25 protein-coding genes are annotated in these 24,870 nt (G+C 71.1%); 10 read left to right on the forward strand and 15 right to left on the reverse strand.

Translation table 11 applies throughout. The annotated features are described in order from the left end of the window. Positions 1-62 precede the first annotated feature (62 nt). Positions 63-2,168: a coiled-coil domain-containing protein gene (locus QSK15_RS13035; RefSeq protein ID WP_285794498.1), complete on the forward strand. Its 2,106-nt coding sequence runs from the start codon at positions 63-65 to the stop codon at positions 2,166-2,168. A gap of 67 nt (positions 2,169-2,235) precedes the next feature. Here QSK15_RS13035 and QSK15_RS13040 read toward each other — a convergent pair whose 3' ends face one another. Then, complete coding sequence (locus QSK15_RS13040) at positions 2,236-3,225, reverse strand: endonuclease domain-containing protein (protein WP_285794499.1); 990 nt, start codon at positions 3,223-3,225, stop codon at positions 2,236-2,238. Positions 3,226-3,384: 159 nt separating this feature from the next. On the opposite strand from QSK15_RS13040, the gene QSK15_RS13045 reads away from it, so the two are divergent. Together QSK15_RS13045 and QSK15_RS13055 are read left to right on the forward strand one after the other, a co-directional pair. Further along, positions 3,385-3,531, forward strand: coding sequence for a hypothetical protein (locus QSK15_RS13045; RefSeq protein ID WP_285794500.1), 147 nt, complete (start codon positions 3,385-3,387; stop codon positions 3,529-3,531). A gap of 293 nt (positions 3,532-3,824) precedes the next feature. Beyond that, positions 3,825-4,904 carry an AI-2E family transporter gene (locus QSK15_RS13055; RefSeq protein ID WP_285795108.1) on the forward strand — a complete coding sequence of 360 codons (1,080 nt, stop codon included), beginning with the start codon at positions 3,825-3,827 and terminating at the stop codon, positions 4,902-4,904. Between the two features lie 65 nt (positions 4,905-4,969). Here QSK15_RS13055 and QSK15_RS13060 read toward each other — a convergent pair whose 3' ends face one another. The 7 genes from QSK15_RS13060 to QSK15_RS13090 form a co-directional block, all read right to left on the reverse strand. Beyond that, entirely contained in the window at positions 4,970-5,779 is an 810-nt protein-coding gene (locus tag QSK15_RS13060; protein WP_285794501.1) for an alpha/beta hydrolase, read from the reverse strand. Positions 5,780-5,920: 141 nt separating this feature from the next. After that, on the reverse strand, positions 5,921-6,244 hold the full coding sequence (locus QSK15_RS13065) for an Rv1322 family protein (RefSeq protein ID WP_244236068.1): 324 nt from the start codon (positions 6,242-6,244) through the stop codon (positions 5,921-5,923). A 43-nt stretch (positions 6,245-6,287) separates the two neighbouring features. Beyond that, a complete protein-coding gene (locus QSK15_RS13070; RefSeq protein ID WP_285794502.1) occupies positions 6,288-7,337 on the reverse strand; it encodes a hypothetical protein in 1,050 nt (349 codons plus the stop codon). Next, on the reverse strand, positions 7,334-7,828 hold the full coding sequence (locus QSK15_RS13075; RefSeq protein WP_030333215.1) for a SigE family RNA polymerase sigma factor: 495 nt from the start codon (positions 7,826-7,828) through the stop codon (positions 7,334-7,336). The genes QSK15_RS13070 and QSK15_RS13075 overlap by 4 nt, the downstream gene beginning before the upstream one ends. Before the next feature lie 40 nt (positions 7,829-7,868). Then, on the reverse strand, positions 7,869-9,659 hold the full coding sequence (locus QSK15_RS13080) for a 3-hydroxyacyl-CoA dehydrogenase family protein (RefSeq protein ID WP_285794503.1): 1,791 nt from the start codon (positions 9,657-9,659) through the stop codon (positions 7,869-7,871). A gap of 150 nt (positions 9,660-9,809) precedes the next feature. Further along, a complete protein-coding gene (locus QSK15_RS13085) occupies positions 9,810-10,880 on the reverse strand; it encodes an alpha/beta hydrolase (protein WP_285794504.1) in 1,071 nt (356 codons plus the stop codon). 80 nt (positions 10,881-10,960) lie between these two features. Continuing rightward, positions 10,961-11,377, reverse strand: coding sequence for an FHA domain-containing protein (locus QSK15_RS13090; RefSeq protein ID WP_285794505.1), 417 nt, complete (start codon positions 11,375-11,377; stop codon positions 10,961-10,963). A 257-nt stretch (positions 11,378-11,634) separates the two neighbouring features. Between QSK15_RS13090 and QSK15_RS13095 the strand changes: the two genes are divergently transcribed. Continuing rightward, positions 11,635-13,131, forward strand: a complete 1,497-nt coding sequence (locus tag QSK15_RS13095; protein ID WP_285794506.1) for an aldehyde dehydrogenase family protein — start codon at positions 11,635-11,637, stop codon at positions 13,129-13,131. 80 nt (positions 13,132-13,211) lie between these two features. Continuing rightward, entirely contained in the window at positions 13,212-13,868 is a 657-nt protein-coding gene (locus QSK15_RS13100; RefSeq protein ID WP_285794507.1) for a methyltransferase domain-containing protein, read from the forward strand. Positions 13,869-13,906: 38 nt separating this feature from the next. Here QSK15_RS13100 and nucS read toward each other — a convergent pair whose 3' ends face one another. Further along, complete coding sequence (nucS, locus tag QSK15_RS13105) at positions 13,907-14,566, reverse strand: endonuclease NucS (RefSeq protein WP_030333204.1); 660 nt, start codon at positions 14,564-14,566, stop codon at positions 13,907-13,909. 71 nt (positions 14,567-14,637) lie between these two features. On the opposite strand from nucS, the gene QSK15_RS13110 reads away from it, so the two are divergent. Together QSK15_RS13110 and QSK15_RS13115 are read left to right on the forward strand one after the other, a co-directional pair. Next, positions 14,638-15,255, forward strand: coding sequence for a DUF4126 domain-containing protein (locus QSK15_RS13110; RefSeq protein ID WP_285794508.1), 618 nt, complete (start codon positions 14,638-14,640; stop codon positions 15,253-15,255). An 80-nt stretch (positions 15,256-15,335) separates the two neighbouring features. Continuing rightward, the gene (locus QSK15_RS13115; protein ID WP_285794509.1) at positions 15,336-15,632 is read left to right on the forward strand and encodes a DUF1540 domain-containing protein; all 297 of its coding nucleotides are present in this window, start codon (positions 15,336-15,338) and stop codon (positions 15,630-15,632) included. Positions 15,633-15,694: 62 nt separating this feature from the next. Here QSK15_RS13115 and QSK15_RS13120 read toward each other — a convergent pair whose 3' ends face one another. Then, a complete protein-coding gene (locus QSK15_RS13120) occupies positions 15,695-17,701 on the reverse strand; it encodes an ethylmalonyl-CoA mutase (RefSeq protein ID WP_285794510.1) in 2,007 nt (668 codons plus the stop codon). Between the two features lie 151 nt (positions 17,702-17,852). Between QSK15_RS13120 and QSK15_RS13125 the strand changes: the two genes are divergently transcribed. Further along, positions 17,853-18,704, forward strand: coding sequence for an ABC transporter ATP-binding protein (locus QSK15_RS13125; protein ID WP_285794511.1), 852 nt, complete (start codon positions 17,853-17,855; stop codon positions 18,702-18,704). Continuing rightward, positions 18,701-19,546 (forward strand): ABC transporter permease, encoded by an 846-nt coding sequence (locus tag QSK15_RS13130; protein WP_285794512.1) that lies wholly within the window; start codon positions 18,701-18,703, stop codon positions 19,544-19,546. Before QSK15_RS13125 ends, QSK15_RS13130 begins: the two co-directional genes overlap by 4 nt. Positions 19,547-19,586: 40 nt before the next feature. On the opposite strand, the gene QSK15_RS13135 is transcribed toward QSK15_RS13130, so the two are convergent. Both QSK15_RS13135 and murA read right to left on the reverse strand, forming a co-directional pair. Next, positions 19,587-20,435 (reverse strand): 3-hydroxyacyl-CoA dehydrogenase family protein, encoded by an 849-nt coding sequence (locus QSK15_RS13135; protein WP_285794513.1) that lies wholly within the window; start codon positions 20,433-20,435, stop codon positions 19,587-19,589. A gap of 100 nt (positions 20,436-20,535) precedes the next feature. After that, on the reverse strand, positions 20,536-21,978 hold the full coding sequence (gene murA, locus QSK15_RS13140; protein ID WP_285794514.1) for a UDP-N-acetylglucosamine 1-carboxyvinyltransferase: 1,443 nt from the start codon (positions 21,976-21,978) through the stop codon (positions 20,536-20,538). Between murA and QSK15_RS13145 the strand changes: the two genes are divergently transcribed. After that, complete coding sequence (locus tag QSK15_RS13145) at positions 21,977-22,549, forward strand: cob(I)yrinic acid a,c-diamide adenosyltransferase (protein ID WP_285794515.1); 573 nt, start codon at positions 21,977-21,979, stop codon at positions 22,547-22,549. The two genes, murA and QSK15_RS13145, sit on opposite strands and share 2 nt — an antisense overlap. A gap of 312 nt (positions 22,550-22,861) precedes the next feature. Here the strand turns inward: QSK15_RS13145 and QSK15_RS13150 are convergent, their stop codons facing one another. The 3 genes from QSK15_RS13150 to QSK15_RS13160 all read right to left on the reverse strand — a co-directional run bounded on the left by QSK15_RS13150 (position 22,862) and on the right by QSK15_RS13160 (position 24,842). Next, positions 22,862-23,317 carry a DUF2550 domain-containing protein gene (locus QSK15_RS13150; protein WP_030333188.1) on the reverse strand — a complete coding sequence of 152 codons (456 nt, stop codon included), beginning with the start codon at positions 23,315-23,317 and terminating at the stop codon, positions 22,862-22,864. A gap of 12 nt (positions 23,318-23,329) precedes the next feature. Continuing rightward, positions 23,330-23,611 (reverse strand): F0F1 ATP synthase subunit epsilon, encoded by a 282-nt coding sequence (locus QSK15_RS13155; protein WP_030333186.1) that lies wholly within the window; start codon positions 23,609-23,611, stop codon positions 23,330-23,332. A gap of 88 nt (positions 23,612-23,699) precedes the next feature. After that, positions 23,700-24,842, reverse strand: coding sequence for an LCP family protein (locus QSK15_RS13160; RefSeq protein ID WP_285794516.1), 1,143 nt, complete (start codon positions 24,840-24,842; stop codon positions 23,700-23,702). Between the last annotated feature and the right edge of the window lie 28 nt (positions 24,843-24,870).

Genomic DNA, 24,870 nt, shown 5'->3' on the forward strand with positions numbered 1-24,870 from the left:
TAGCTCCCACAAGGCCCGTCCGTATCGCCCCAGCAGGGCCCGTTGCGTGTGAGGATGGGGGCATGTCGCACGGCGAGGAACTGTTCGCCCTTGGCGGGGACGTGACGACGGAGCCCAGCTTCGAGTCCGCTCTGCGGGGGTACGAGAAGAAACAGGTCGACCGATATGTCGCGCGTGCTGAGCACGAGATAGCGACCCTCGCCTCCGAACGGGAACAGGCGTACACACAGATCCACAAGCTCGCCGGCCAGGTCGAGGTTCTCCAGCGTGACCTGACCCAGGTGCGCAAGCAGATGAACGTGGTCGACCGGGCGTCGTTCCGCCATCTCGGCCCGCGGGTCGAGTCGATCCTCACTCTCGCCGAGGAACAGGCCGAGCAGATCCTCGCCGACGCCAACGGGGAAATCGAGGCCCGTCGTGCCGCGGCCGAGCACATCATCGAGGAGGCTCGCGAGCAGGCCGCGCGGGCGCTGAAGGACTTTGAGATCGCTCTCGCCGCCCGGCGCGCGGAGGAGGAGCGGCACAGCGCCGCCCGGCGGGCCGAGGCGGAGGAGACCCTGCGGTCGGCCAAGGACGAGTCGGCGCAGTTGCGCAAGGCGGCGCAGGACGCGCTGGCGAAGGCCCAGCAGGAGGCCACCCAGCTGCGGGATTCCGCCAAGGAGATCCACACCCGGGCCCAGCAGGAAGCCACCAAGCTGCGCGAGACGGCCCGCGAGACGCTGGCCAACGCCCGGCAGGAGGCCAGCGATCTGCGCGATGCGGCCAAGGAGGTGCATGCCAAGGCCCTCCAGGAGGCCAAACGGCTCACCGACACCGCGACCGAGGCCGGACGGGCCACCCACGCCAAGGCGCAGCAGGAGGCCAAGCAGATCATCGACGACGCGTCGATGGCCGGGCGGGCCACCCGCGCCAAGGCGCAGCAGGAGGCCGAGCGGCTGACGACGCAGGCCACCGAGTCGGCGAAGCGCAGCCGCGCCGAGACCGAGGCGTACGTGCAGCGGATGCGCACCGAGACCGAGGCGTACGTGCAGCACACCCGGGCGCAGACCCAGCAGGAACTGGGCGCGTGGCGGGCCGGGGTGGAACAGGAGGTCAACTCCCGTCGGGAGGCGGCCGACCGGGAGCTGGCGCAGCGACGGTCCGCGGCCGAGCAGGAGTTCGCCAAGCGCCGCGACGAGTTGGACAAGCAGCACGGCGCACGCCAGCAGGAGCTGGAAGCCGCGTTCGCCAGCCGTCAGCAGGAGCTGGAGAGCGGCTTCACCGCCCGCCGCGACGAGTTGGAGACGGAGTACTCCACCCGCAAGAACGAGCTGGAGACCGAGTACACCGCCCGCAAGAACGAGATCGAACAGGGTGCGGCCGGCATCCGTCAGGCGGCCGAGCAGGACGCTGCGGCGCTGCGCCAGCGGTCCGAGGCGGAGGCCACCGAGCTGCTGAGTCGGGCCGAGACCGAGGCCGGCGACAAGCGCCGCAAGGCCGACGAGCATGTCGCGGCGTCCCGGCGGCAGTTCGAGGAGTACGCGGCCACCACGCAGCAGCACCTGGCCACCACCCAGCAGCACCTGGCGGCGACGCAGCAGGAGGCGGCGGCGGGCCGGCAGCAGTTGGCGCAGGTGATGCTGGAGATCGCCCAGGCCCAGCAGCAGCTCGCGGATCTGCGGCAGGAGACCTGGAAGGCCCGGCAGGAGTCCGACGAGCTCCAGCGTCAGATGTCCGAGCTGCGGTTGCAGAGTGTCGCCGGCCCGATCGACGGCCCGACCGCGCCGGACGCGGCGTCCGACGCGAGCGCGGACAGGTCCGGTGGTGGGGACGACGGCGTGAGCGTTACCGCCGGCACCGGCGCCCGGTCGGGTCCGGGCGAGTCGGGTACGGGCACCGGGCTGAAGGCGGAGCCCGCCGACACCCGGCAGCCGGTGAACGCGGGTACGGACGAGTCGGGGCAGCCCACGACGCGGCCGGTGGCCGAGCCGGTGACCACGGTGGACGGTGGGACGGCGAGCGCCGGGGTGGACGGGGAGCCGACAGTGGCCGCCGTGCCGGGCGAGGGTGGCCGGGGCGCCAAGCCCACCAAGATCACTAGCACCGGTGAGAACGGCAAGCGACCCAGTAAGCCGACCACCGACGAGCGCAGCGCCAAGCCCAGCAAGGTCACCCTCGACAAGGACTGACCGCCCACACCCAGGCTTCGAGATTTTGGACACTTTCCGTCAACACCTGACGGAAAGTGTCCAAAATTCACTTTGCCGTCGGGTGGCGCAGCGGTGGGGTGGGGGTCCAGCCGGCCGCTACGAGAGCGCGGCGGACGGTGTCGGCGACCTCGTCCGGGCGGGCACGGACCAGCCAGGCCGGGAAGCGCAGGATCCGGTCGCCGCTGGTCCAGACGTCGTTCTGCCGACGCATGTCCGCCGCCCACTGCCGGGCGTCCATGTGGTGCGCCCCGTCGACCTCCACCTGCACCCGCCACTTCCGCCAGTACGCGTCCAGCCAGCGGCTGCGGCCGGCCGCGTCGACCCGGTGTTTCTGAAGATCGGGTGCGGGCAGCCCGTGCCGGCGGCACAGCCGAAGAAAATCGATCTCGGAGAGCGCCTGTGCGCCGCCCGCGATGTCGCCGACCGTCTGCCCGATCAGGTGCCGGCGCGGCACCCGGGGCAGCACGTCGAGCACCGCCCGCAACTCCTCGGGCAGTACCCGGCGTTGCTGGCAACCGGCGGCCAGCACCGCCTGCGCCTCGTCCACGCCAGCCGCCCAGCCTGCCGCGTCCACCAGAGCCCGGGCCGTCGTGGTGCGTGGCGGACGGGCGAGTTGACGGTGTGATTCGGGCAGCACCGTCGTGCGATGCACCAGCACCGCTGGCATGTCGATCGGCAGGCGCCGCAGTGTGGTCCGCGCCGCACGGCGGGCGGCCGGCACCAGTACGTGCAGTGGTTCGCGGCGCAGCCCTCGTACCCCGGCCTCGGCGGCGGCGGTCACCCCGGCCAGCATCGCCCCCGGTCCGGCGGCCAGCACCGCGACCCACAGTTGCTGGTCGCGGGTCAGGCGGCCGTTGCCGGTCAGCAGGATTCCCCGGCAGATCGACCGCCACCGGCCGGTGCGGATCCGGCCCCGCACCGCGCCCTCGCTGAGCAGCCCGGCCACCTGCGCGGTGGTCAGCACGCCCGCCTGCTCGAAGGCGAGCCAGTCGAGGGTGTCGGCGTCGTCGGCGGGCAGCATCCGAACAGCCTTCACCGTCGGGAAGCCACCTCACCACCAGATCTTGGACAGTTTCCGTCAGGACGTGACGGAAACTGTCCAAGATCTACGGTTCTGGTCGACCCCCGGGGCGTCGTCGGCCTTTCCGGGCCGTTCAATCCGGCCGGGGGCACTGACGGTGGTTGGGTGGGGCACATGGAGCACCGGATTGACGGTCGCGCGGTCGGTGGCGACCATGAGGTGGCTACGCTGCTGGCGCGTGGGGGGATGATCAGAAACGGTGCGTTGTCCCGGCGCCAGTCGATCGAACTGATGAAGGAAGTCGTGACCTCATGGACCTGACCGGCCCGGTGCTGGTGTTCGCGCCTCCCGCGTGGCGGACGTTCGTGGCCGTCGCCCGTCGTCCGACGGCCTGAGCCGGGAGGTCCCTGGTGCCACAGCACGACCCGGCTGGCGACGACCCGGACGTGACCGCCGGTCCCCAGCCAGCAGAAACACCCCAGTCACCGCAAACACCGGAGCCAACAGAAACACCCCAGCCACCGCAAACACCGGAGCGGGCGGAGACAGCACAGCGGACGGCAACTCCGCAGCCGGTGCAGACGCCACCGCCGGTGCCGGTTCCCGCCCCGGGGATCGACCCGGACGAGCCGCCCGCGGTCCCGTCCGGAAAGTTCGGCACGCCGGGGCGGCCACTGCGTCGCAGCAGTTTCCTGATCGGTTTCACCGGCGCGCTGGGCGTGCTGCTGGCGTACACCCTCTATCTGGGGATTCGCAATGCCGGCGGCATCCTGGTGCTGGTGGTGATCGCGCTCTTCCTCGCTGTCGGTCTCAACCCGGCGGTGGTCCGGCTGGGCCGCTGGGGTGTGCCGCACGGCCTGGCGGTGGCCGCGGTGGCGTTGACCGTGGTGTTGCTGCTCTGCGGCGGGGTGGTGGCGCTGGTCCCGCCGATCGTCACCCAGTCGGGTCAGTTCATCGACCAGATCCCGAGCCTGCTCGACGAGCTGCGCCGCAACCCGACGGTCAATGACCTGGTGGAGCGGTACGACGTGGTGGAGCGGGTGCAGAACGCCGCCAACGCCCAGACGGTCGGGCGGGCACTCGGCGGGGTGCTGGGCGGAGCACAACTGATCTTCGGCACGGTGTTCCGGACGCTGACCGTGCTGGTGCTGACGATCTACTTCCTGGCCTATTTCGACCGGCTGCGCTCGCTGGGCTACTCGTTGGTGCCCCGGTCGCGCCGGGAGCGTGTGCAGCTGATCGGCGACGAGATCCTGGCAAAGGTCGGCTCGTACATGGTCGGCGCGCTGAGCATCGCGGTGCTGGCCGGCGCGACCACCTTCGTCTTCGCGCTGATCGTCGACCTGCCGTATCCGTTCGCGCTGGCCGTGGTCGTCGCGGTGACCGACCTGATCCCGCAGATCGGCGCCACCCTCGGCGCGGTGATCGTGAGCCTGGTCGGCTTCGCCGCGGACCTGCCCACCGGCATCGCCTGCGCGATCTTCTTTCTGATCTACCAGCAGGTGGAGAACTACCTCATCTACCCGAAGGTGATGCGGCGCTCGGTGGAGGTCAACGAGGTGGCCGCCCTGCTGGCCGCGCTGCTCGGGGTGTCGCTGCTGGGCGTGGTGGGCGCGCTGATCGCCATCCCCACGGTGGCCGCCCTGCAACTGATCCTGCGCGAGGTGGTGCTGCCCCGCCAGGAACGCCGCTGACCGTCAGCACTGACCGACGACCGGACAGAGCCAGCAGGCCGGGCGGGAGCCAGCAGGCCGGGCGGTCAGTCCGCCTTGGTGGCGGCCGGGCCGGGGACGGGCGTGTCGGCGAAGGCAGCCACCGTCCGGTCGGCGTACGCGCTGACGTCGCCGGCCTCCATCGGGCCGTCCCAGGTCGTCGGCAGCGGCACCTCGACGGCCGGGTTGACCCGCCGGACGATCTCGTCCAGAACGGTCTCCGCGTCGCCCACCCAGAGGTGCTTGGCACCCGGCACCCCGACCACCTCGGCCTGCGGCACGGCGGCGAACCGCTCCCCCGCCTCGGCGGGGCGCAGGTAGTCGTCGAACTCCGGCACCAGCGCCACCAGTGGCCGACCCGAGCTGGCCCAGGTGGCCAGGTCCTCCGGGGCGGAGAAGCGCAGCGGCGGGGAGAGCAGGATCGCCCCGACGATCGCGGGGTCGCAGCCGTACTTCAGCGCCAGGTCGGTGCCGAACGACCAGCCGACGAGCCAGATGTTGGGCAGCTCGGCGAACTCCGCGTACTCGATGGCGGCGGCCACGTCGTACCGCTCGCCCACCGCGCCGTCGAAGGCTCCTTCGCTGGTGCCGCGCACGCTGCTGGTGCCCCGGGTGTTGAACCGCAGCACCGCCAGGTCGGCCAGCGCGGGCAGCCGCCAGGCGGCCTTGCGGAACACGTGGCTGTCCATCATGCCGCCGTGGGTGGGCAGCGGGTGCAGGCAGACCAGGGTGGCCACCGGCGGCCGGTCGGCCGGCAGGGCCAGCTCACCGACCAGCCGCAGACCGTCGGCGGTGTGCAGCTCAATGTCCTCCCGGCGGCCGGGCAGGATCGACGACGCGCGGATCGCTGTGCTCACCGCTCAAGTCTGTCGCGAAGTCGCCGCCGCCGCCCGCCCAGGCACGAACAGGGTGACCCAGGTCGCTAACGGGCGGACCGCTCAGGCCGAGAGCCGGCACCGCCCCGGGCCGCTCGGTAAGGCGTCAGCACGCCAGGTTGATCAGTAGCGCGGGGTGCCCCGGCCGCGCTGCACCGCCGGGCCGCGCCGGTCCCGGGCGCGCCAGCAGCCGCTGTGCCAGTGCCGCCGGTCGGTCAGGTCACCCAGGCCGTCCGCCGGCCAGGCCACCAGGTGTGCCACCCCGGGTCGGATCTCCTGGTCACAACCGGGGCAACGGTACGTCTTGACCGACGCGCCGGCGCCGATGCCGCGTACCTGCCAGGCGCCGTCGGTCCACTGCTGCACCGAGGCGACGCCCTGCCGGACCCGGTCGGCGTCCAGGTTGGCGTTCTCGTCCCGGCGGGGGCGGTTGCGACGGGGGCTCACAGTCACCAAGCGTACGTCCGGCGGGTGCGGCCGCCCGGGGCGGTCACCAGGTCGCGGGCCGGTCCAGGTGCTCGGCGACCTGCACCCCGCCCAGCACCGTCGCCGCGTCCTCCTCGGTGAAACCCTCGTTCGGCCGGCCCCAACCGGCCGTGACTTGGGCCTTCGGTACGTCGAGCAATTCCATCGTCTCGCCCTGCGCGGAGACGTGGACCGGCCGCCCGCCCGCCGTCGCGTTGGGTTCCGGGCGGTCACCGACGATGCCGTGCGGGTATCGGAGCCGCACCTCCATCGAGCGGAATCCGCTCCCGTTGACGACCAGCGAGACGTCCAGCGCGGTCGGGAGGCTGGCCACGCTGACCTCGCATCCGGCATTCCACGCCCCCGCCGGCATCGCGGTGAGCCGCACCGGGGCGCTGCACCGGTGCGCCACATCCAGCCGCAGCGCGCTCCTGGCCGCCTGCAGCGCCGCGTCGGTGGGCGCCACCGTGCGCAGGCGGGCGAAGAGACCGGGCACCGGCTGCCATCGCAGCACCCAGATCGGGTCACTGTCGGGGATGTCCAGGGAGAACTGAGTCAACTGACCGTCGTAGGGCGGAATCATCACTGCCGGGACGTACCTGTCGCCCTCCAGGTGGACCTCCTCGGCCACGCCGGCGCTGCGGGCGAGGGAGAAACTGACCGGTGCGGCGCCGCCGAGATCCAGCTGGGCGCTCTCCAGGCCGTCCGCCGATCGCCAGCTCAGGTAGCGGGCGTGGGCCGGGTCGACGCCGAAGTGCAGCAGACCGGGGTCCTTTCCGACCAGGTCAGGGCGGGTGAGTGCGCCCGGCACCCCGTCCGCCACCGCCGGCATGGCCGCCTGGGTTGCCGGCTTCGCCCCCGTCCACGGCACCCGCACGGGCAGCCCACCGCCGCCCGCCACGCCGAGGCCGAGCACCGTCACCACGCCGAGCGCCGTCCCGCCCACCGCGGCCCGTCGCCGCATCCGCCGGGCCCGGCCCCGGGCAACCGCCCCGCTGGTCAAGAGGCTGATGTCCACCTGACCCTCGGCGTGCTCCCGCAGGGTGGAGATGATCCGCTCGTCGAGGTCTGTCACGGTCGGCTCCCGTTGCTGGCCGGGGCACCGCAGCGCTCCCGGAGGTTGGCGAGCGCCCGCATCGCGTGGGTACGGACGGTGACCGGCGAGCAGTTCAGGATCTGCGCGATCGTCGCGTCGTCGAGGTCCTCGTAGTAGCGCAGCACCAGGACCGCTCGCTGACGGTCGGGCAGGCCCAGGATCAGCCGCCACATCTCGTCCCGGTCGGCCGCTTCGCCGCCCAGGTCGCCTCGGTGCGCCCGCTCGGCGAAGGTGTCGACGACCAACTCCCGGCTGGACCGACGCCGCCACCAGGAGATGTTGGCGTTGACCAGCATCCGGCGCACGTAGACGTCCGGCCGGTCGGCGCGGGCGATCCTGCGCCACTGCACGTACGCCTGGGACAGCACGTCCTGGGCGAGGTCCTCGGCCCGGTGCTCGTCACCGGTCAGCAGCCGGGCGAGCCGGACCAGCGCCGGACCCCGGCTGCTGACGTACTCCTCGAAGGTCACACCCTGCAGACGCGCTCAGCGCCCACGGGCGTTGACCCGGTCAGCGGTGTGAGTGGTCGCGGAAGCCGCGGCGGGTCTTGCGGCCCAGGTAGCCGGCGGTGACCAGGTGCTCCAGCAGCGGCGCGGGCGCGAAGCCCGGCTCGCGCAGTTCCAGGTACAGCTCGCGCTGGATGGCCAGGGAGACGTCCAGCCCCACCACGTCGAGCAGCTCGAACGGGCCCATCGGGTAGCCGCAGCCCAGCTTCATGGCGTGGTCGATGTCGTCGGCCGTGGAGTAGCTGGCCTCCAGCATCTTCACCGCGTCGTTCAGGTACGGGAAGAGCAGCGCGTTGACGATGAACCCGGACCGGTCGCCGCAGACCACGCCGGTCTTGCCGAGGGCGGCGCAGACGGCGCGGGCGGTGGCGGTGGCCTCCGGGGAGGTGCGGATGGTGCGGACGACCTCGACCAGCGGCATGACCGGCGCCGGGTTGAAGAAGTGCAGCCCCACCACGTCGGCCGGCCGCTGGGTGGCCATCGCCACGTCGATCACCGGCAGCGACGAGGTGGTGGTGGCCAACACGACGCCCGGCTTGCAGATCTCGTCGAGGCTGGCGAAGAGGGCCTTCTTGACGCTCAACTCCTCGACGACCGCCTCGACCACCAGGTCGACGTCGGCGAGGTGGTCGAGCGTGGCGGACCAGCTGATCCGGCCCAGCGCGGCGTCCCGGTCGGCCTCGGCGAGCTTGCCGCGCACCACGCCCTTGTTCAGCGAGGTCTTCACCGCCTCGCAGACCTTCGCGGACTTCTCCGCGCCGCGGGTGACCGAGACGACCTCGTAGCCGGCCTTCGCGAACACCTCGATGATCCCGGTGGCCATCGTCCCGGAACCCACCACGCCCACCTTCGCGATGGCGCGGGCCCCGTCGGCGAGCGCGGCCTCCGTGGCCGGCGGCGTCGCCTCATCCGATACGACCACCGGGGAGCCGGGCCGCTCGTAGGTGTAGAAGCCCCGGCCGGACTTCCGGCCGAGCAGTCCCGCCGTGACCATCTGCTTGAGCAGCGGCACCGGGGCGTGCCGGCGGTCCCGCCCGCCGCGCCGGTACATGGTGTCCAGGATCTCGTACGCGGTGTCCAGACCGATGAGGTCCATCAGCGCCAGCGGGCCCATCGGCAGGCCGCAGCCGAGCTTCATGGCGGCGTCGATGTCCTCCCGGGTCGCGTAGTGCGACTCGAACATGCCGACGGCGTGGTTGAGGTAGCCGAAGAGCAGCGCGTTGGCGATGAAGCCGGCCCGGTCGTTGATGGTGACGTCGACCTTGCCGAGCCGGGCGCAGAGCGCCTCCACGTCGGCGACCACCTCGGGCGCGGTGACGACGGTGCGGACCACCTCGACCAGCTTCATCACCGGAGCCGGGTTGAAGAAGTGGATGCCGATGACCTGGTTGGGTCGGCTGGTGGCCACCGAGATCTCGGTGACGCTCAGCGACGAGGTGTTGGTGGCGAGGATCGTGTCGGGGCGGCAGACCCGGTCCAGCTCCGCGAAGATCCGCTGCTTGAGGTCCAGGTGCTCGGGCACCGCCTCGATGACCAGGTCGACGGAGTGCAGCGCGTCCAGCCCGACCGCGAAGTGCACCCGCTCGTGCAGGGCGTCGCGGTCCGCCTCGGCGAGCTTGCCCTTGGCGACCGCCCGGTCGGTGGAGCCCTTCAGGGTGGCCCGGCCGCGTTCCAGGGCGGGTGCGGAGATCTCCACGGCCACCACGTCGATGCCGTTGCGGGCGAAGACCTCGACGATGCCGGCACCCATGGTGCCCAGCCCGACCACCCCTACGGTGCTGAACTCGCGCGCCACGACCGGCCTCCCCAGAGACTCCGCACGGCCACTGAACGGCCGCTAAGGTTATGCGCGCGAGTCTGCCACGTGACGGTGAGTTGTCGAGACGCCGTGGCATATTTCACCCACGGCACGGCACTGCTCCCCGGCCGACCGCCGGGCCGCCGGTCAGGCGGTCGACCGGCTGGTCAGGGCCAACAACTCGGCGACGAACTCCGCCGGGCGTTCCAGGTGCGGGCTGTGCCCGCACGCCGGCAGCACCACCTCGTGGTACGCCCCGCCAGCCGCCGCGTACCGGTCGAGCACCGCCCGGGTCTGGCCGACCATCGGCTGCGGCGGGCAGGCGTCCGCGCCGGGCCAGCCGGGCACGAGGTCCAGCGAACCCAGGTACGCCAGGTCGAACAGCGAGGTGTCCGAGACGATGACGTCGGCGTCGCCGCGTACCCAGGTGACCGGCGGTTTCTCGGCGACGGCCACCAGTTCGTCGGCGAGCCGGAACCAGGTCGGCGCGAGCGCGTTGAGCACGCCGCGCTCCCCCGGCGCGGTGCCCGGCCAGTTCTCCGACGGCACCGCCGTGCCCGGGTAGTTGTCGTCCCCGGTCGCTGTGGAGAGCACGGTGTCCAGCAGCAGCTCCTCGTCCACGCCGAGCGAGGCGGGATCGGCCACATAGGTGGTTCGCAGGACGGCGCGCGGGCTGGCCGCCGCGTCGGCGCTCCGGTCACCGGCGGCGAGTCGGGCCACGAAGTCCCGGTTCGCCGTGCCCGCGCCGGTGCCGGCGAAGTCGGGGGTGGTCGGCGTGCCGGTCAGGTCGCGGGTGCCGCCGAAGCCGTACGGGGAGACCGGAGCGGCGAGCAGCAACGCCCCCACCCGGTGCGGGTGGTCGACCAGCAGGCTCATCGCCACCCCGCCGCCGAGGGAATGCCCGACCACCACCGGGCGCGCGTCGGCGGGGAAGAGTGTGGGGTCGGCCAGCAGGGCGGCGACGTCGTCGGCGAAGTCCCGCAGGCCCCGGGTGGCGTCCACCGGGGCGGTCGCGGAGTCGCCGTACCCCCGCAGGTCGGGGGCGACCACCCGCAGCGTCGGTGGCAACCGGCGGACGAGCGGCTCCCAGAACAGCGCTGACGAGCAGTTGCCGTGGATCAGCAGAACCGGAGCGCCGTCCGGCGGGCCGGCCACCCGTACCGCCTGGGTGATGCCGTTCGCCGTCACGATCCGCTGCTCGGTTTCCATCCGCGGCATGCTGCCACGGGTGTTCCCGCCGGTCCAGGTGTCGGACCGCCATCCAGCGCGGCCGCCCCGTGTGGCTGGCCGCCAGGCGGTCAGCGGCGGGTGCCCGGCGGTGCGGCCAGGGGCAGCGGCAGGGTCGGCCGGACGTCGCGCCGGGGCGGGCCGAAGCTGAGCCCCACCGGGTCGGTGAGCGCCACCCCGGGGTCGAACAGGCGCAGTTCGGTACGACCCAGCCGGATCACGTCACCGTCGGAGAGTCGTTCCACCTCGGTGATCCGCCGGTCGTTGAGCCAGGTGCCATTTGTCGAGCCGAGGTCCCGCAGGGACGGCCCTTCCGGTGCCAGCCACACCTCGGCGTGGCGACGGCTCAGGTGCGGGTCGTTGATGACCACCTGGCCGCTCGGCGCTCGGCCGATCACCTGTATCTCGGCTCGCATACGAAAACTCGCGCCGCGCATCGGCCCACCCGCGACCGTCAACAGCGGCATCAGTTCCGGATGTTCCTCCATGGACAGTCAGCCCTCCACCCCACACCGTCACTCCGCGCGTCAGCTTGCCATCAGACGGTAGTCGTCAATACCGACCGGCCGGTCAGCCTCTCGTCACCTCCCGGACACCTGCCGTTCGACGATTCGGGCGGGCCACACTCGTCACCACCACACTGACCTGCACTGATCAACGATCGGTCGGGTTGGCGCGACGCCGGCCCCTCGGCCCCGAATCGGCGACCCTACCGGTGAGTAATCCTCGGGTCTAGACTTCCGCCATGACGGCAGTGCATGTCCCGGGCGTTCCGGTCATCGAAGCGGGCCAGTTGGTCTCCACCAGCCCGGCGACCGGTGCCGAGGCCGGTCGCTTCCCGGTCGCCACCGACGTCGACGTGCAGCAGGCCGTCGCCTGCACCCGTGCCGCCGGCGAGTGGTGGGCCAGCCTTGGCTTCACCGGCCGTCGTGAGCGGATGCTGCGCTGGCGTGCCCTGCTCGCCACGCGCATCGAGCAGTTGGCCGAGGTGGTGCACGTCGAGGGCGGGAAGCCGGTCGCCGACGCCATCGTCGAGATCGTCACCGCGATCGAGCACATCGACTGGGCCGCCCGTAACGCCGGGCGCGTACTCGGCCCACGCCGGGTGCGGTCTCGGCTCATCCTCGCCGAATTCTCCGGGCACCTCGAATACCAGCCGTACGGGGTGGTCGGCGTGATCGGGCCGTGGAACTATCCGGTCTTCACGCCCATCGGCTCCGCCGCGTACGCCCTCGCCGCCGGCAACGGCGTGGTGCTCAAGCCGAGCGAGTACACCCCGGCCGTCGGCCAGTGGCTGGTGGACAGCTTCGCCGAGGTGGTGCCCGAGCAGCCGGTGTTCACCGCCGTGCACGGGCAGGGCGACGTGGGCGCCGCGCTGTGCCGCTCCGGCGTCGACAAGCTGGCCTTCACCGGCTCCACCGCCACCGCCCGCAAGGTGATGGCCGCCTGCGCCGAGTCGCTGACCCCGGTGCTCATCGAGGGCGGCGGCAAGGACGCCATGATCGTCGACAGCGACGCCGACCTGGACGCCGCCGCCGAGGCGTGCGTCTGGGGCGGCATGACCAACGCGGGCCAGACCTGCATCGGCATCGAGCGGGTGTACGCCGTCGACGCCGTCTTCGACACCTTCGTCGACAAGGTGGTGGCCCGCGCTGGCCGGCTGACGGTCGGGCCGCAGGGCACCGACATCGGCCCGATCACCATGCCCCAGCAGATCGACGTGATCCGTCGGCACATCGACGCCGCGATCACGTCCGGCGGGCGCGCCGTGCTCGGCGGCCCGAGCGCCGTGCAGCCGCCGTACGTCCACCCCACAGTGCTGGTGGACGTCCCGGAGGACTCGGCGGCGATCCGCGAGGAGACCTTCGGCCCCACGCTGACCATCAGCCGGGTCCGCGACGCCGACGAGGCCGTCACCCGCGCCAACGCCCTGTCGTACGGCCTCGGTGGTTCGGTCTTCGGCCGGCGGCGCGCGGTGTCCATCGCCCGGCGGCTGCGCTCCGGGATGGCGTCGATCAACTCCACGCTGACCTTCGCCGGCATGTCCACCCTGCCGTTCGGCGGTGTCGGTGACTCCGGTTTCGGCCGGATCCACGGTGAGGACGGCCTGCGTGAGTTCGGTCGGGCCAAGGCGATCACCCGACGCCGCGCCCGGTCGCTGCTGCCGTCGATGACCTTCGACCGCACCCCCACCGACGTGGCCCGGCTCGTCAAGGCCATCAAGATCATGTACGGAAGGTGAGTGTCGGATAACCGATCTTCAATAAGGATCGGCGTATCCGCATGTTTGTACGCCGTGGCCACGGCGGTACATTGCGTTAAATGGGCCCCAATCGATTGCGCTACCGCCTTGTCGACAGTGACCAGTCGTGGAGCGCCCGACGGCGTCGGCACCGCTCGGACTGGCTGGCGCGCACCTTCCCGGACATCGGCGACATGCACGTTGTCGATCTCGGTGGCCGGCTCGGCACCTGGCACCGCGCCACCGTCCGGCCGGCCCGCGTGACAGTCGTCAACCTGGAGTCGCCGCCCACCGCCGTCCCGGACTGGGCCCACGTCGAGCAGGCCGACGCCTGCGACCTGCCCCCGCACCTGGCCAAGGGCAGCTACGACCTGGTCTTCTCGAACTCCGTGCTGGAGCATGTGGGCGGGCACGAACGCCGGATCCGCTTCGCCGCCGCCGCCCGCTCCCTTGCTGACCGGCACTGGGTGCAGACGCCCTACCGCTACTTCCCCATCGAGCCACACTGGATCGCGCCGGGCATGCAGTTCCTGCCGGTCCGGCTGCGCACCGCGTTCGCCCGCCGCTGGCCGTTGGGGCACAAACCCACCCGCAGCCACGACGCCGCCATCCACCAGGTGCTCTGGACCGAGTTGTTGGACCGCTCGCAGATGCGGCACTACTTCCCCGACTCCACCATGCTGGTGGAGCGGGTGTTCGGCCTGCCGAAGTCGCTGATCGCGGTGCGCACCGGGTAGGGCCAGTTCCTACGAAACAGGCCCTGAGGCGCCGGGGGTCAGAACAGGGTCAGCTCGTCCTTCACGATGCCGCGCAGCTTGTCGTAGTCCACCACCACACAGCGGATGCCCCGGTCGGTGGCGAGCACCCGGGCCTGCGGCTTGATCTCCTGAGCGGCGAAGACCCCGACGACCGGGCTGAGCAGTGGGTCGCGGTTCATCAACTCGAGATAGCGGGTCAACTGCTCCACCCCGTCGATGTCGCCGCGCCGCTTGACCTCGACGGCCACCGAGCCGGAGTTGGCGTCCCGGCAGAGCAGGTCCACCGGGCCGATCGCCGTCATGTACTCGCGGCGGACCAGGGTGAAACCCTCACCCAGGGCACTCGGGTTGGCGGCCAGCAACTCCTGCAGGTGCGCCTCCACCCCGTCCTTGCGCAGACCCGGATCCACCCCCAACTCGTACGAGGTGTCCTGGAAAATCTCCTCCAGGGTGATCCGCAGCTCCTCGCCGGCCTTGTTGACGACTCGCCACACCCCGGGGGCCTCCTCCAGCCGGCAGGGCGGGCTCATCCAGTTCAACGGCTTGTACGCCCGGTCGTCGGCGTGAATGGACACCGACCCGTCCGCCTTCACCATCAGCAACCGGGTGGCCAGCGGCAGGTGAGCCGAGAGCCGTCCGACGTAGTCCACCGAGCACTTCGCAATGACCAACCGCACCCGACGAGGGTAGCCGAGCACCCACCCGTCGCCAGCGAGCGGCACTGGCGCGTCGATGCGATGCTGAGATCGTGTTCGAAGTCCTCACCGGCACCGGTCTCGCCGCCTCGGCGGGGCTGAACGCCTACATTCCCCTGCTCATCCTCGGTCTGCTCGGCCGCTACACCGACCTGATCGACCTGCCCAGCGGCTGGACCTGGCTCGGCAACGGCTGGGTCATCGTCATCATGGCCGTGCTGCTCGCCGTGGAGGTGGTGGCGGACAAGGTGCCCGTGGTCGACCACGTCAACGACGTGGTGCAGACAGTGGTCCGACCCACCGCCGGGGGCCTGGCCTTCGGTGCCGGCTCCTCGTCGGAGACGGTGACGGTCAGCGACCCGGGCAGCTTCTTCTCGTCCCACCAGTGGGTGCCGGTCGTCACGGGCGTACTGCTGGCGTTGGGCGTGCACCTGCTCAAGTCGGCGGCCCGGCCCGTCGTCAACGCGGCCACCGCCGGTTTCGGCGCCCCGGTGGCCAGCACCGCCGAGGACGCCACCAGCGTGGTGGTCTCCCTGGTGGCGATCATCCTGCCGGTGCTGGTGCTCGTCTTCCTGGTCGGCCTGGTCCTCTTCACCTTCTGGTTCGTCCGCCGTCGTGGCGAACGACGCCGCGAACGGGAGGCTGCCCGCGCCGCCGGCTTCCGCGTCTGACGGCAGGCGGGCTCGCCGTACCGGGGCTCGACAGGCCGACAAAAGCCTAGTATCGGGGCAAGAGCCTAGAGGAGGTCGGCATGACCGCAGCGTTGGAGATGCCCCGAGTCCAGGAATGCGTGGTCGCCGCCTGCGCGTACAACAGGTCCGGCGACTGCCACGCCTTCGCGATCACGATCGGCAGCATGGATCACGCGCACTGCCACACCTTCGTCGAGTCGACGGTGCAGGGCGGTGTGGAGAGCCTGATCGCGCAGGTGGGCGCCTGCCAGCGCGCAGACTGCCGGCACAACGAGCAGTTGGAGTGCCACGCGTCGTCGATCAGGGTCGGCCCGGACAACGACATGGCCGACTGCATGACCTACGCCGGCCGCTGACCCGAGCCGGCCGGCGATCTGCCGGCCGCTGACCCACGCCGACCCGCCGGGGTGACGAGTGGTCAGGGCAGGTCGTTGGCACGACGGATGACCGTCACCAGGTCGTCGATGATGCCGGTGAGGGCGAAGTCCTTCGGGGTGAAGACCCGGGCGACCCCGGCCGCCCGCAGGGTGTCCCCGTCACCTGCCGGGATGATGCCGCCCACCACCACCGGCAGGTCCGCCCGTCCGGCGGCGCGCAGCCCGTCGAGCACCGCGGGCACGGCGGCCAGATGCGACCCGGAGAGCACGGAGAGCCCGACCAGGTCGACGTCCTCCTCCACCGCGGCGGCCACGATCTGCCCCGCCGTCAACCGGATGCCCTGGTAGACCACCTCGAAGCCGGCGTCGCGGGCGCGTACCGCGATCTGTTCCGCGCCGTTGGAGTGCCCGTCCAGGCCGGGTTTGCCGACCAGCAGCCGCAGCCGGCCGCTGCCCAGCTCACGCGCGGTGGCGGTGACCCGCTCGCGGACCGCCGCGAGGCCCGGCTCCCCGCCGCCACCGGTCGCGCCGGCCAGGCCGGTCGGTGCCCGGTACTCGCCGAAGACCTGCCGCAGCGCGCCGGCCCACTCGCCGGTGGTCACCCCGGCCCGCACGCACTCCAGTGTCGCCGGCATCAGGTTGGTGCTGGTCGCGGCGTCCGCGCGGAGCCGGGTCAGCGCCGCGTCGACCGCTGCCGCGTCCCGGTCGGCCCGCCACCGGCGTACGCCGTCCGCGGCGGCCGCCTCGACGGCGGGATCGACCTGTTCGACGGCGCCCGCACCGGCGGCGGTCAGCGGCGAGGGTTCGGTCTCGGTGTACCGGTTGACCCCGACCACCACATCGGCACCGGACTCCATCCGTCGACGACGGTCGGCCAGCGAGGCGACCAGCGCGCTCTTGAGGTAGCCGGTCTCCACGGCGGCGACGACACCGCCCAGCTCCAGCACCTTGTCCAGCTCGGTCCGCGCCCCGGTGACGATGTCGTCGACCAGCGCGGTCATCACGTGCGAGCCGGCGAAGAGGTCGGGATATTCGAGCAGGTCCGACTCGTACGCCAGGACCTGCTGCATCCGCAGCGACCACTGCTGGTCCCAGGGGCGGGGCAGGCCGAGCGCCTCGTTCCAGGCGGGCAGTTGGACCGCCCGGGCCCGGGCGTCGCGGGACATCGTCACACCGAGCATCTCCAGCACGATGCGCTGGATGTTGTTCTCCGGCTGCGCCTCGGTGAGGCCGAGCGAGTTGACCTGAACGCCGTAGCGGAACCGCCGCTGCCGGGCGTCGGTGACCCCGTACCGGTCCCGGGTGATCTCGTTCCAGAGCACGCCGAACGCGCGCATCTTGGCGATCTCCTCGACGAAGCGCACCCCGGCGTTGACGAAGAACGAGATCCGCTGGACCACGTCGCCCATCCGTTCGGCGGGCACCTGGCCGGAGTCGCGCACGGCGTCGAGCACGGCGACCGCGGTGGCCAGCGCGAAGCCGACCTCCTGCACGGGCGTGGCGCCGGCCTCCTGTAGGTGGTACGAGCAGATGTTGACCGGATTCCACCGGGGCATCTCACGCAGCGTGTACGCCACCACGTCGGCGGTGAGCCGCAGCGACGCCGCCGGCGGAAAGATGTAGGTGCCCCGGGACAGGTACTCCTTGATGATGTCGTTCTGGGTGGTGCCGGCGCAGCGGGTCAGGTCGGCGCCCTGCTCCAGCCCGACGGTGCCGTACAGGGCGAGCAGCCACATCGCCGGGGCGTTGATGGTCATCGAGGTGTTCGTGTCGGCGAGCGGGAGACCGTCGAAGAGCGCCCGCATGTCGCCCAGGTGGGCCACCGGCACACCGACCCGTCCGACCTCACCGGCGGCGAGTTCGTGGTCCGGGTCGTACCCGGTCTGGGTGGGCAGGTCGAAGGCGACCGAGAGCCCGGTCTGCCCCTTCGCCAGGTTGCGGCGGAAGAGGGCGTTGGTCGCCGCCGCCGACGAGTGGCCGGCGTAGGTACGCATCACCCACGGGCGGTCCCGCTCGGGCAGCCGCCCCGGGAATGCCGTCTCATCCATGGCCGGAGTCTAAGTTACCGTTCAGTAAAAGGGGCTGTGGAAAACCACACAGGTCCATGTCGGGGACGTCCGGGTGCCAAGTGCCCGCAGTGGCGTGGACCGCCACACCCCGGGCACCACCCGGGCCGGGTCAGGACGCACACTGGACGGCATGGATGACGAGCTGGCCATCTCCGTCCGAGGGCTGCGCAAGGCGTACGGCGACAACGTGGCGGTGGCGGGCGTGGATCTCGACGTGCACCGTGGCGAGGTGTTCGCGTTGCTCGGCCCGAACGGCGCCGGCAAGACCACCACCGTCGAGATCCTGGAGGGTTACCGGCACCGGGACGCCGGCGAGGTCTCCGTGCTCGGCGCGGACCCGGCCCACCCGGACGCCGACTGGCGCTCCCGGGTCGGCATCGTGCTCCAGGGCACCGGCGAGTTCGACGAGCTGACAGTGGCCGAGGTGATTCAGCACTTCTCCGGCTTCTATCCCGACGCCGACGACCCGGCGAAGGTGATCGAGCGGGTCGGGCTGGCCGGCAAGGCGAAGGCCCGCACACACACCCTCTCCGGCGGGCAGAAGCGCCGCCTGGACGTGGCGCTGGGCATCATCGGCCGACCGGAGCTGCTCTTCCTCGACGAGCCGACCACCGGCTTCGACCCGGAGGCCCGCCGCGAATTCTGGGAGCTGATCCGCGACCTCGCCGCGGCCGGCACCACCATCGTGCTCACCACCCACTACCTGGACGAGGCCGAGGCGCTCGCCGACCGGGTCGGCGTGATCGCTGGCGGTCGGCTGGTGGAGGTCGCCGCTCCCAACCGGCTGGGCAATCGGCAGGACGCCCTCGCCACGGTTTCCTGGCGTACCCCGGAAGGGGCGGTGCAGAGCGCGCAGACCGCGACGCCGACGGCCTTCGTGGCCGATCTCGCCGCGCGCCACGGCGGTGAGGTCCCCGGTCTCACGGTGACCCGGCCGACCCTGGAGGACGTCTACCTCACGATGATCGGACACTCGCGATGACGACCACGACGAAGCCGGCGACGCCGGTCACCGCGACCCGCGGCCGGCGGCCGGGCGCCGGCGCGCTCGCCCTGCGCCAGGGCCGACTGGAGATCACCCAGTTCCTGCGCAGCCGGGAGTCCGTCGTCTTCACGATGGGTTTCCCGGTCATCATGATCCTGATCTTCGCGTCGATCTTCGACGGGACGATCGGCGGTGGGGTGAAGTTCACCCAGTACTTCATCACCGGCATGATCGCGACCGGCCTGATGACGGTGAGCTTCCAGAACCTCGGCATCTGGATCCCCATCGAGCGGGACCGGGGCGTGCTCAAGCGCTACCGGGGCACGCCGATGCCGAAGTGGGTCTGGTTCGCTGGCAAGGTGATCATGGTGGTGGTGATCGGCATCGCCGAGACGGCGCTGCTGCTGGCCTTCGCGGTGGCGCTGTTCGACCTCGACCTGCCAGGCACCGCCGGGAAGTGGCTCACCTTCGGCTGGGTCGCCGTGCTCGGGGTGACCGCGTGCACCCTGTGCGGCATCGCCATCTCGTCGCTGGCCCGCACCGCCCGCAGCGGCTCGGCGGTGGTCACCCCGGTCTCCCTGATCCTTCAGTTCATCTCCGGGGTGTTCTTCGTCTTCACCGACCTGCCCACCTGGATGCAGCAGGTGGCGGCGCTGTTCCCGCTCAAGTGGATGTGCCAGGGACTGCGGGCGGTCTTCCTGCCGGAGAGCTTCGGCGCCCAGGAGCCGGGCGGCTCATTCGAACTGGGCCGGGTGGCGATCGTGCTGGCCCTGTGGTGCGTAATCGGCGTGGTGCTCTGCCTGACCACCTTCCGCTGGACCACCAAGCGCGACGGCTGAGCGGCCGGCCGGGGCGGTCACCCGCCCCGGCCGCCACACCTCAGTACGTGTAGAAGCCCTTGCCGGTCTTGCGGCCCAGGTCACCGGCGGTGACCATGCGCTGGAGCAGCTCCGGCGGGAAGAACTTCTCGTCGGCCGTGTCGGTGTAGATGTTCTTCGAGGCGTGCAGCAGCACGTCCACGCCGGTCAGGTCGGTGGTCGCCAGCGGGCCCATGGCGTGCCCGAAGCCCAGCCGGCAGGCGGTGTCCAGGTCCTCCGCCGACACCACGCCGGACTCGACCAGCTTCACCGCCTCCATCACCAGGGCGGAGATCAGCCGGGTGGTGACGAAACCGGCGATGTCCCGGTTGACCACCACTACCGTCTTGCCGATCTCCTCGGCGAAGGCCCGCGCGGTGTCCAGCGTGGCGTCGGTGGTCTTGTAGCCCCGAACCAGCTCGCAGAGCTGCATCATCGGCACCGGGGAGAAGAAGTGGGTGCCGACGACCGCCTCGGGCCGCTCGGTCACCGCGGCGATCTGGGTGACCGGGATGGCCGAGGTGTTGGTGGCGAGCACCGCGTCCGACTTGCAGATCTTGTCCAGGGCTCGGAACACCTCGTGCTTGATCTCCAGGCGCTCGAAGACCGCCTCGACCACGATGTCCGCGTCCGCCGCCGCCTCCAGGTCGGTGGTCGGGGTGATCCGAGCCAGCGTCGCCTCGACCTCGGACGCCTCGATCCTGCCCTTTTCGGCGAACTTCTCCAGTGACTTCCGAATGCCGCCCAGACCCCGGGTGGTGGCCGCGTCGTCCAGGTCGCGCAGCGTCACCTGCCAGCCCGCCTGCGCCGCCACCTGGGCGATGCCGGAACCCATCAACCCGGCCCCGACGACCGCGAGTCGACCCGCCATCTGCTTCTCCCTCGCTGCGATTGAGTGCCTGCCTGCACCCTAGTCGGCGAGCCTGAACGATGGCTAAGTGGCGGTCGGGAGAGGTCGCTGAAGGCCGACCTCAGATCTCCAGCGCCGGCTCCTCCGGCGTGGTGCCCCGCTCGACAGCCACCCCGAGCGCCCGCAGGTCGGCCACGAAGTCCGGGTAACCCCGGTCGACGTGGTGCACGTGGGAGACCTCGGTGACCCCGTCCGCGCAGAGCCCGGCGATGATCAGCCCCGCGCCGGCACGGATGTCGGTGGCCCGCACCGGGGCGCCGGAGAGCCGGTCCCGTCCGCGGACCACGGCGTGGTGCCCGTCGGTCTTGATGTCCGCGCCGAGCCGCATCATCTCGTTGGCGAACATGAACCGGCCGTCGAAGATGTTCTCGGTGATCAGCGACGCGCCGTCGCTGACGGCCGCCAGCCCGATCGCCATCGGCAGCAGGTCGGTGGCGAAGCCGGGGTACGGCAGCGTCACCACGTCCACCGCCCGGGGCCGTTCGTCCATCCGTACGCGGAAGCCGTCCCCCCGCGTCTCCACCAGCCCGCCGGCGGCGACCACCTTGTCCAGCGCGACCTCCAGGAAGGCCGGGTCCAGCCCGGTCACGGTCACGTCGCCCCGGGTCATCGCCGCGCCGAACGCCCACGTGCCGGCGACGATCCGATCCCCCACCGTGGCGTGGCGCACCGGGCGCAGACCGGGCACACCGGTGATCCGCAGGGTGGACGTGCCCGCGCCGGCGATGCGCGCGCCCATCTGGTTGAGCATCGTGCAGATGTCGACGATCTCCGGCTCCCGCGCCGCGTTGTCGATCATCGTGGTGCCCTGGGCCAGCACCGCCGCCATCACCAGGTTCTCGGTGGCGCCGACGCTGGGGAAGTCCAGCATGATGTCCGCGCCACGCAGCCCGTGCGGGGCGGACGCGATGACGAACCCGTGCTCACCGGAGATCTCCGCGCCCATCCGGGTCAGCCCGGAGATGTGCATGTCCAACCCCCGCGACCCGATCGCGTCGCCGCCGGGATGGGCGACCCGCACGTACCCCCGGCGCGCCAGCAGCGGGCCGAGTACGCAGATCGACGCGCGCAACCGGCGGACCAGGTCGTAGTCGGCCTCCGCGCCCGGCTGCTCGGGTACGTCGATCGTCACCGACCGGGACCGGGCCACGCCGCCACGAGCGACCATCGGGTCGACCGGGTCGTCCGCGTCGAACTGGACGTCGCAGCCCAGCCGGCGCAGCACCTCCCCCATGATCGCGATGTCGGTGATCCGGGGGACGTTGGTGATCACGCTGCGGCCGGGGGCGAGCAGCGCCGCCGCCATCAGCTTCAACGCCGAATTCTTGGCGCCGACCACATGCACGGTGCCGGCCAGTCGGGCGTCACCGCGGACCCGGATGACGTCGACGTCGTTGACCGCCGGATCGCCGGCGTCGCCGGGGCCCACCACCACCGGCCAGTCGGCGGTGCTGTCCGGCCGCGCCGGGATCGTCAGGTCGGGTATCCGTAGGCTGTGCGTCATGGCCGTCCACCTCACGCGCATCTACACCAAGGCCGGCGACGCCGGCATGACCAGGCTGAGCAACAACGAGCAGGTACCGAAGACCGATCCGCGGATCGCCGCGTACGCGGATGTCGACGAGTGCAACGCGGCGCTCGGCGTCGCGCTCGCGCTGGGCAACCTCGACGAGGAGCTTCGCGGCGTGCTGGGGTCGGTGCAGAACGACCTGTTCGACGTCGGCGCCGACCTGTCCACCCCGGTCGAGCCGGAGCCGAAGTACCCGCCGCTGCGGGTGACCGAGGAGTACGTCGAGCGCCTGGAGGGCTGGTGCGACGAGTACAACGCACGCCTGAGCAAGCTCGACTCCTTCATCCTCCCCGGCGGCACCGCAGGCGCGGCGCTGCTGCACGTGGCGCGGACCGTCGCCCGGCGCGCCGAACGGGCGGCGTGGGCGCTGGTCGCCCACGATCCGGACCGAACCAGCACGCTCCCGGCAAAGTATCTCAACCGGCTCTCCGATCTGCTCTTTATCCTGTCAAGAACGGCAAATCCGGCAGGAGATGTGCTATGGGTGCCGGGCGGCAAGCGCTGAACGTCGGCGCTCCGCACCACGTCGAGGTCTGAGTTCCCACTCTGCCCGCCACCACGCGTCGCCACCGACGACTCCTCGGACCGGCCTGACCAACGCCTCGATCGACGCGACGACGTGACGGGGCGGCATCCCGACCACCGAGAAGGCAGAACTCAGCCGCACCGGTAACGGCAGGTGATCAAAGCCGCGCCGGACCGACGCACAGCGGCCATGAAAGGTTTCCGGGGCAGCCCGCCCGGCGCAGGGATCAAGCCTGACCGCCGGGAGCCGGGCGGGCTGCCCCGGCAACCGAAAGAGCGACCAAGACGAGCCTCAGGCGGCCGGCCAGTCCTGGGAGGCCATACGCGGCGAGACCGCCCCCGGAGGGGCGGCCTCGAGCCAGGAGAGAAAACCGGTAACTGTCGATCGCGCCATGGCGATCTCCACCGGTGCGTGGTGACTGGTACAGCGGAGAATCACCCAGTCAGCCGGCATGGAGAACCGTTCCTGACCTTCGGGCAACCGGCGGCGCTCCACGGCCAGCCCTTTACGGGAGAGCACCCGCTTGGGCCGGATGGCGAAGCTGAACATGCGGTACCAGCGCAGCTCGTCACCGACGAACCGACCGAAGCCGGGCGACCAGCCACGGCCGTCGAGCATGGTGGAGACCCGGACGCTGAGCCGGATGATGCCACCGCTGCGGGTGACCAGAGCCCGCCGGACGAAGAGGATCAGAAGCGCGCCGAGGATGACGACAACGCCGATTCCGAAACCTTCGACGATCTCCATCCCCGGTGTGGCTCAGCGGCTCTGCGCGGAGACCGGGGTTGCGCTCTCGGCCAGCACGGTGACACCGTCGGCGCTCACCGAGAGGAAGCCGCCGGCCACCTCGTAGGCGACCTGCTCACCGCCGGCGAGCTTGATGCGCACCTGGCCGGGCTCGGCGAGCTGACCGAGAAGCGGCGCGTGCCCCGGCAGGACACCGAGCTCGCCCTCGGTCGTCCGGGCGACGACCATCTCGGCGTCACCGGACCAGACCTTCTCCTCGACGGCGACGAGCTCGACGTGAAGCTGCTGTGCCACGCTGTCTCCTTGCTGCGGCTACGGATTGCCGAAAGTCTAGCCTGACGGTGCGGCGCGCCCAACGCGGGTGGGGACAACGACGCCGCGACTACTTGGTCTTGTTGACAAATTCCGGGTGCTCGAGCAGGAACGGGTCGAGTTGCTCGTTGTGCAGGGCGGTGAAGAAGTCCGGTACCCCTTCCTTGAACTGCTCACCCAGGTACTTCTTACCGTCGAAGACCCCACCACCGGGCAACTTGATCATCTCGATGGTGTTCGGGCGGATGTCCTTCAGGGCGAGCCCGAAGTCGACCACGCTGTTTCCCCGACCGTTGAAGATCAGAGACTGCCCGGCGGCGCGGAGCACCTTGTCCAGCTTGATGGGATTGGACACCACGTCGGCGCTGAACGCCTGGCCCACCATCGCCTTGACGAACTGCTGCTGGTGGCGCTGCCGCCCGTAGTCGGAGTCCGGGACGCCGTTCTTCGGGTAGCGCTGCCGGACGTAGTCCAACGCCTGCCACCCACTCAGGTGCTGGTTGCCCTTCTTGTAGACCGCCTGCGGGCCGACGTAGCCCTCACCACGGGTGTTACCCGGACGCGGCGTGCCGTCCGGCTTCTTGTGCTCGGACCGCACGTCGCGCTCGATGTACATGTCGACGCCACCCATGGCGTCGACGATCTTCTGGAAGCCGGTGAAGTTGATGATCGCGCCCGCGTCGAAGCGCTTGATGCCGGTCACCTTCTGCACTGTGGTGGCCAGCAACTCGAAGCCCCGTGCCGCGTCGGGGTTGGCTCCCGGCACCCTGCTGCCGAACGACATGGCAGCGTTGATCTTCGTGGTCTCGCCCGGAAACTCGGCCTTCTTGAACGCCGGGATCTGCACGTAGAGGTCGCGCGGCAGCGAGAACAGGTAGGCCCGGTCCATCGACGCGGGCACGTGCAGCACCATGATCGAGTCGGCCAGTGGCGCAGCCGTCGGCGTACGCGGGTCGATGCCGACGAGCAGGATGTTGAGCGGGCCCTTGATCTCACTCTTCTTCGCCTGGGCACCCGCCGCCTGGTCGCCGAACAGGTCGGCCTTGCCGACGGCCCCCTCGTAACGGGCCATCAGCACCTCGGTACCGACCAGCACCGCACCGCTGAGCACTGTCAGCACGGCGCCGAACACCGTGCAGATCCGGGCCCACCGCGGCACACCTCGCCAGATGGACGGCTTGCGGCCACTCTTGCCGGCCTTACCCACGAGCATCTCCGTTCGTTACGCCCACGACGAAGAA

Source organism: Micromonospora sp. NBRC 107095 (genome assembly GCF_030269705.1).
Lineage (GTDB): Bacteria > Actinomycetota > Actinomycetes > Mycobacteriales > Micromonosporaceae > Micromonospora > Micromonospora parva.

Excerpts from the sequence above, each read along its gene's own strand:
- QSK15_RS13035 (WP_285794498.1), top strand. The coding sequence starts at position 63 with ATGTCGCACGGCGAGGAACTGTTCGCCCTTGGCGGGGACGTGACGACG.
- QSK15_RS13045 (WP_285794500.1), top strand. The coding sequence starts at position 3,385 with ATGGAGCACCGGATTGACGGTCGCGCGGTCGGTGGCGACCATGAGGTG.
- QSK15_RS13085 (WP_285794504.1), bottom strand. The coding sequence starts at position 10,880 with ATGCCGCGGATGGAAACCGAGCAGCGGATCGTGACGGCGAACGGCATC.
- QSK15_RS13090 (WP_285794505.1), bottom strand. The coding sequence starts at position 11,377 with ATGGAGGAACATCCGGAACTGATGCCGCTGTTGACGGTCGCGGGTGGG.
- QSK15_RS13095 (WP_285794506.1), top strand. The coding sequence starts at position 11,635 with ATGACGGCAGTGCATGTCCCGGGCGTTCCGGTCATCGAAGCGGGCCAG.
- QSK15_RS13100 (WP_285794507.1), top strand. The coding sequence starts at position 13,212 with ATGGGCCCCAATCGATTGCGCTACCGCCTTGTCGACAGTGACCAGTCG.
- QSK15_RS13115 (WP_285794509.1), top strand. The coding sequence starts at position 15,336 with ATGACCGCAGCGTTGGAGATGCCCCGAGTCCAGGAATGCGTGGTCGCC.
- QSK15_RS13120 (WP_285794510.1), bottom strand. The coding sequence starts at position 17,701 with ATGGATGAGACGGCATTCCCGGGGCGGCTGCCCGAGCGGGACCGCCCG.
- QSK15_RS13125 (WP_285794511.1), top strand. The coding sequence starts at position 17,853 with ATGGATGACGAGCTGGCCATCTCCGTCCGAGGGCTGCGCAAGGCGTAC.
- QSK15_RS13130 (WP_285794512.1), top strand. The coding sequence starts at position 18,701 with ATGACGACCACGACGAAGCCGGCGACGCCGGTCACCGCGACCCGCGGC.
- QSK15_RS13135 (WP_285794513.1), bottom strand. The coding sequence starts at position 20,435 with ATGGCGGGTCGACTCGCGGTCGTCGGGGCCGGGTTGATGGGTTCCGGC.
- QSK15_RS13145 (WP_285794515.1), top strand. The coding sequence starts at position 21,977 with ATGGCCGTCCACCTCACGCGCATCTACACCAAGGCCGGCGACGCCGGC.
- murA (WP_285794514.1), bottom strand. The coding sequence starts at position 21,978 with ATGACGCACAGCCTACGGATACCCGACCTGACGATCCCGGCGCGGCCG.
- QSK15_RS13150 (WP_030333188.1), bottom strand. The coding sequence starts at position 23,317 with ATGGAGATCGTCGAAGGTTTCGGAATCGGCGTTGTCGTCATCCTCGGC.
- QSK15_RS13160 (WP_285794516.1), bottom strand. The coding sequence starts at position 24,842 with ATGCTCGTGGGTAAGGCCGGCAAGAGTGGCCGCAAGCCGTCCATCTGG.